The organism is Paenibacillus sp. J22FR5 (genome assembly GCF_059691975.1).
The window spans coordinates 1-5,743 of the sequence record NZ_JCAUAN010000063.1; the positions used below are offsets into that span (position 1 = coordinate 1).

General features: G+C 42.2%; 2 protein-coding genes and 1 other annotated feature. Both genes read right to left on the minus strand.

The features are described 5' to 3' along the window. Positions 1-148: 148 nt before the first annotated feature. Positions 149-3,229 (minus strand): isoleucine--tRNA ligase, encoded by a 3,081-nt coding sequence (ileS, locus tag AC58P7_RS33205; protein WP_497350334.1) that lies wholly within the window; start codon positions 3,227-3,229, stop codon positions 149-151. Between the two features lie 80 nt (positions 3,230-3,309). After that, positions 3,310-3,565 (minus strand) — a binding site (T-box leader). A gap of 137 nt (positions 3,566-3,702) precedes the next feature. Then, positions 3,703-5,388, minus strand: coding sequence for a methyl-accepting chemotaxis protein (locus AC58P7_RS33210; RefSeq protein ID WP_497350335.1), 1,686 nt, complete (start codon positions 5,386-5,388; stop codon positions 3,703-3,705). Positions 5,389-5,743 lie beyond the last annotated feature (355 nt).

Genomic DNA, 5,743 nt, shown 5'->3' on the forward strand with positions numbered 1-5,743 from the left:
GAAGAAAACCATAATAAAGGCGAATTCTCATTCAGATATTGAATGGAAATTCGCCTTTATCTATTTAGGTCCTCTTCACAAAATTAAAAACAGACGTTTTTCAGCGGCCTCCATAAGCAGGCAGCCTGTTTGATTATTTTGCTTTATATTACTCAATCAGCAAACCGAAATTATATTCCCCGAACGAAACGGATTCCATGTCGGTTTCTTTCGCATATCTAACACGGGTTAGTAGCACGTTTTCCTGCAAAACATGCTCAAAACGTATTAACGCTGTTTTCAACTTCTCATCCACATCGAGAACGAGATTAACACGTTTTTCGATAGGGAGCCCTAGCTTTTTACGATAATCCTGAATGGTACGAATGACCTCCCTAACAATACCTTCCTGTTCCAACTCTTCGGTAATTGTAGTATTTAAGGCGACTGTCATTTGGTAACCCGTTGCTGATGCGAATCCTTCATTTGCTTGTTTTTCCACAAGTAAATCATCGAGAAGGATATGCAATGTTTCACCATCGATTGTAACATCCAGATAGCCGTTGTCGAAGGCAATTTTCGTTTGTTCAGCTGAAAGCTGCTTCAAATGATTTTGTACGGGTCCTACGAACTTGCCATACTTTTTACCTGCTGTCTTCAAGTTTAATTTGAAATTGAAGTGTACAAAGCCGACATCACTCTGTACGACTCGAATTTCTTTGACGTTGATCTCATCTTTGATGATGTCTTCGAATTGTCCAAGGTTACAGTCACGGTCAAGTGAAATGAGCAACTCGGACAACGGCATCCGGGTCTTGATTCCCGTTTCATTCCGGATATTGCGAGCCAATTCGACGATTTGCCTCACAGCTTCCATATTATTTTCAAGTGACAAATCACGTGCAGTCTCGTTCATCGTTGGATAATCTGTTAAATGGACACTTTCCATGCCTCCTAAATTAACGTACAAATCATCTGCGATTAGCGGTGCATACGGTGCTATCATTTGTGCAAAAGTCAGTAGAACGTCACGTAATGTTTGATACGCTGATACTTTATCAGCGGTTAATTCGCTCCCCCAAAAACGATCCCGAGAACGTCGGATATACCAGTTGCTTAGTTCATCTACAAAAGACTCGATTTGCTTCGCTGGGTTCAAGAAATCGTAGATCTCCAACCCTTTTACAACGTTCTGCAAGGTGCTATTTAATCTCGACACTATCCATCGATCCAATACATTCACAGAGATCTTACGCGGATGTTCTTCGGGCTTATATTGATCTATCATCGCATACAACGTATAAAAAGCATGTGTGTTATTGATCGTATCCATGACTTTGGATTTCGCTTCGGCTACGATTTTCTTGGAGAACCGTTTACTATTCCAAGGTGCGCTGTCGGATAACAAGGCCCATCGGAAAGCATCCGCTCCAAATTCGTTAATAATTTCCCAAGGATCAATACCGTTGCCCTTGCTCTTGGACATTTTTTGACCATTCTCATCCAGTACATGACCTGTTGAAAGGACAGCCTTATAGGGAGCTTTCCCATTATATAGCGTGGAGACAGCCAGTAAGCTGAAAAACCAACCTCTCGTTTGATCAATCCCCTCGCAGATCATGTCAGCAGGATACTGTTCGTGGAATTGATCTGTGTGTTCAAAAGGCTGATGGTACTGGGCAAATGGCATGGAGCCGCTATCGAACCAGACATCAATCACTTCTGAAGTTCTATCCATGATACCGCCGCAAGAGCACCTTAGTTTCACTTTATCCACGTAGGGTTTATGCAGCTCAAGGCTTTCTTCGATAGGAAGAATCGACTTCTCACGAAGATCTTTATGGCTGTCTGGTGCATATTCCGCTGTACAATCTTGGCACACCCATACATTTAGGGGAGTCCCCCAATAGCGATTTCGACTGATATTCCAATCGACGAGTTCTTCTAGAAATTTACCAAATCGACCTTCACGAAGATGTGAAGGATACCAGGAGACCTTACTATTGTTCTCGATCAACTGATCTTTGATTGCTGTCGTTTTGATGAACCAACTCTCCGTCGCGTAATAGAGAAGCGGCGATTTACAGCGCCAGCAGAATGGATAGCTATGCTCATAACGTTCTTTGGAAAACAATAGATTACGCTCCGACAAGTTTTTAACAATATCGATGTCGCAATCTTTCACAAACCGTCCTGCAAAATCTATGATCTGATCGGTATAACGACCAGCCATGTTCACGACATTCACGAAATCCAATTCGTGCTGGCGAACGGTGCGATAGTCATCTTCTCCGTGAGCTGGAGCAATATGGACGATGCCAGTACCGCTGGTGTCGCTGACATAGTCCGCGTCTACAACGATATGTCCTTTGTTTACACGCATATAGCTAAATGGAGCTACATAGGGAGTGCCTACAAATTCAGAACCTTTATGCGTTGATAGGATCTCATAGTTCTCTTTCATGACCTTTTCAACTAGATTGCTGGCCATGATATATACTTCACCATTCTGCTTTACTTTGACATAATTCAAATCTTTATTTACAGCCAAAGCGACGTTTGCAGGCAGCGTCCACGGCGTTGTCGTCCATGCGAGAAAATGTTCCTGTCCGTTCTTGCTTGTGAATTTCACGGTGGCACTCAAATCTTTGACATCTTCATAGCCTTGCGCAACTTCGTGAGAGCTAAGCGTTGTCTGACAATCAGGGCAATACGGGCTTACGCGATGGCCTTTATACAGCAGCCCTTTTTTGTGAATCGTGGATAAAATGTGCCATACACTCTCGATATACTCGTTCGTCAGCGTAACATACGGGTTCTCCATGTCAGTCCAGTAGGCGATTGCTTCGGTCATTTCACGCCACTGCTTCTCATATTCGAAAACACTGCTTTTGCACTTCTCTACGAATTCGGCGACTCCGTATATCTCGATTTCCTGTTTGCCGGAAATGCCTAGCCTTTTCTCCACACCTAGCTCGACAGGAAGACCATGCGTATCCCAACCCGCTTTACGGACGACCCGGTAACCGGACATCGTTTTGTAACGGCCGATGAAGTCCTTGATTACACGTCCAAGTACATGCCCGATATGAGGCTCCCCATTCGCAGTTGGAGGTCCTTCGTAGAAGACAAAGTTCGGTTTCCCCTCCCGGTTTTCAATCGATTTGCGAAAAGTATTATTTTGTTTCCACTGTTCAAGAACACGAAGCTCTCGGGTCCTTGCCATCTCTTTCACATCAACTTTTCTCATATTTCTCATCCTCTCTCTGGATACAACTTGAAGTTCATTCATTGACGGAACCGTTGAAAAACGCAAAAAAATCCCGCCCCATAAGGGACGAGATTCATCTCGCGATACCACCCTAGTTCCGTAATGATCATGAAAACATGATCTTACGACACCTCTCACTACGTACCATCATACGCGTCCATTGTAACGGCTGGATCCCGGGTCAGCTTACTTAATTGCTTCAGCTTTCCTTCTCGGAGAGGATTTTCTGCTAAGTCTTGAACGTTGGCTTTCAGCATGCGCCAACTCTCTGTGGATCAAGGGGATTAGCTTACTCTTTCTCGTCAATGAATTTTATTCGAACATTCAGTTAATTCATTTTTACATCAAAATCAATAAATGTCAACGCTTCCGCTTAACGCTGCGCTCCGCGCGGACTGAATCCTTTTAGGGGTGCTCTCCTGATTTCTATATCACAACAAAGGGTGGACTGTTTACACTTTGAATTTATTTACTAACTTCTGCAGCTCTTCTGCCATATTGGCAAGATATGTTGAAGAAGCCGAGATTTCTTCCATGGAAGCCAACTGCTCTTCAGATGCTGCAGAAATGGTTTGTGTACCAGAAGCAGCTTGTTCTGATAATTGGGTGACGAGTTTTATCGAATTGACCACCTCTTCTGTGCTAGCCGCCATTTGTTCGACCGCAGCTGAAACTTCCTGAACTTGTCCCGTTACTCCATTTACGGATAATTGAATCTGTTCAAAAGCTTGACCTGCTTTGTCAATAACAGCAGTTCCCTCCATAACCTCATGTAAACTCGTTTCCATCGAGTTAATGGCATTATTCGTATCATTTTGGATCAAAGCAATAAGCAGAGTAATTTGTTTGGCCGAAAGGTCAGATTGCTCTGCGAGTTTTTTCACCTCGTTTGCGACCACTGCAAATCCTTTTCCTTGTTCACCGGCACGGGCAGCTTCGATTGAGGCATTAAGCGCTAACAAGTTTGTTTGTGAAGCTATGTCGGTAATTACCGTAGCGATTTGGTTAATTTCTTGCGAGCGTTCACCAAGTGATTTTATTACTTGTGACAACTTAAAAATGGAGCCATTAATGGAATTCATTTGTTCTACGGCTGTTTGTATAGCTCGGTTGCCAGCAAAAGCGACTTCGGAAGAGTCGTTAGAAGCATGGGAAACTTCCTGAATGTTTACAGCAATTTGCTGAATCCCTAGAGACATTTCGCTAATCGTTGTAGCGCTACCTTGCAAACTGCTTACTTGACTTTCAGATCCAGAGGCTATCAACTGCATGCTTTCAGCAATATGCTCAGTCGCTTGACCAGTTTGTTCAGCACTAGCATGCAACTGTCCAGAAGACGCAGCAACCTGATCGGCCGTAGAGCCAATCTGTTGGATCATGATCCGAAGATTGTTTAGCATCTGATTAAAATAGTGGGCTAAATCACCAATCTCATCTTTGGAGCGGACCAATATTTGCCTAGTAAGGTCAGCCTCGCCTTCAGCGATCTCCTTCAACTGGTTATTTACCTGAAGAACAGGCTTGACGATGCTTCTAGAGATGAAGATAGCAATCATAATGCCAATGATAACGGCAATGAAGGTAACGATAATATTAACTTTTGCAGCGGAAGATTTAAAAGATTCCACCGTTTTTTCTTGTTCCGAAATTGCTGCTGTTAACGAATCATTGTAGGATATTAACGAATTGATTACGGGATCAAAAGGAACTTCTGTATACATCGCCTGAGCTTTTTGTATAGCTTTAGTTTGAAATATCTTAAAGGCCTCATCATTACCTTTTAAGTAGGTATTCCACTCGCTTTCAAAGGTGGCTATAGTTTCATGATCATAATTTTGACTCTTCACAACCTGTAATTGCTCAGCTACAGCTTTGACGTCTTTTTCATAGGCAGTAAAATATTTTTTCTTTCCTTCATCCGTTGAACTCAAGAGATACCAAGCCCCGTCATCATCCGTCCCGCGTACTAAGTAACTGAGTTTTTGGAGAATGAGCTTTTCGTTTTGTTGACTATCCATTTCCTTCGTTAATGCACTTATTTTCGATTGAATAACCATACTACTTACGATAGCAGTTAAAAACAACAGTGATACGGCCAAAAACCCTAGAATTAGCTTCTTACGTAATGTGAGTCTCATTTTATGCATCTCCTAATAAGAATTATATAAATTCTGAAATTTTTGAAAGAATCTCAATCAATATGAGCAGTGTTTGAAGTGAAATTATGATAGATCGAGACTAATAATACATCAATCAGATAAGTTTAACCATAGAAAATTGTCGAAATTTGTAGAAAAAAGAGGAAAAATTTCATTAAAAGGGAAGTTCTATCCAAAGAAACCACTCCATTGTTATTGTTGTCGTGATTGAACTATCGTTTCGCGTTAGAATTCCTGTGGAACGAATAATTTGGAATTTGAATAAAAAAGAGCGCCTCTGTACGATGGGAGTACGTAACGGGTCTACAGCCCTTAAAATCCCACATCAGGAGGT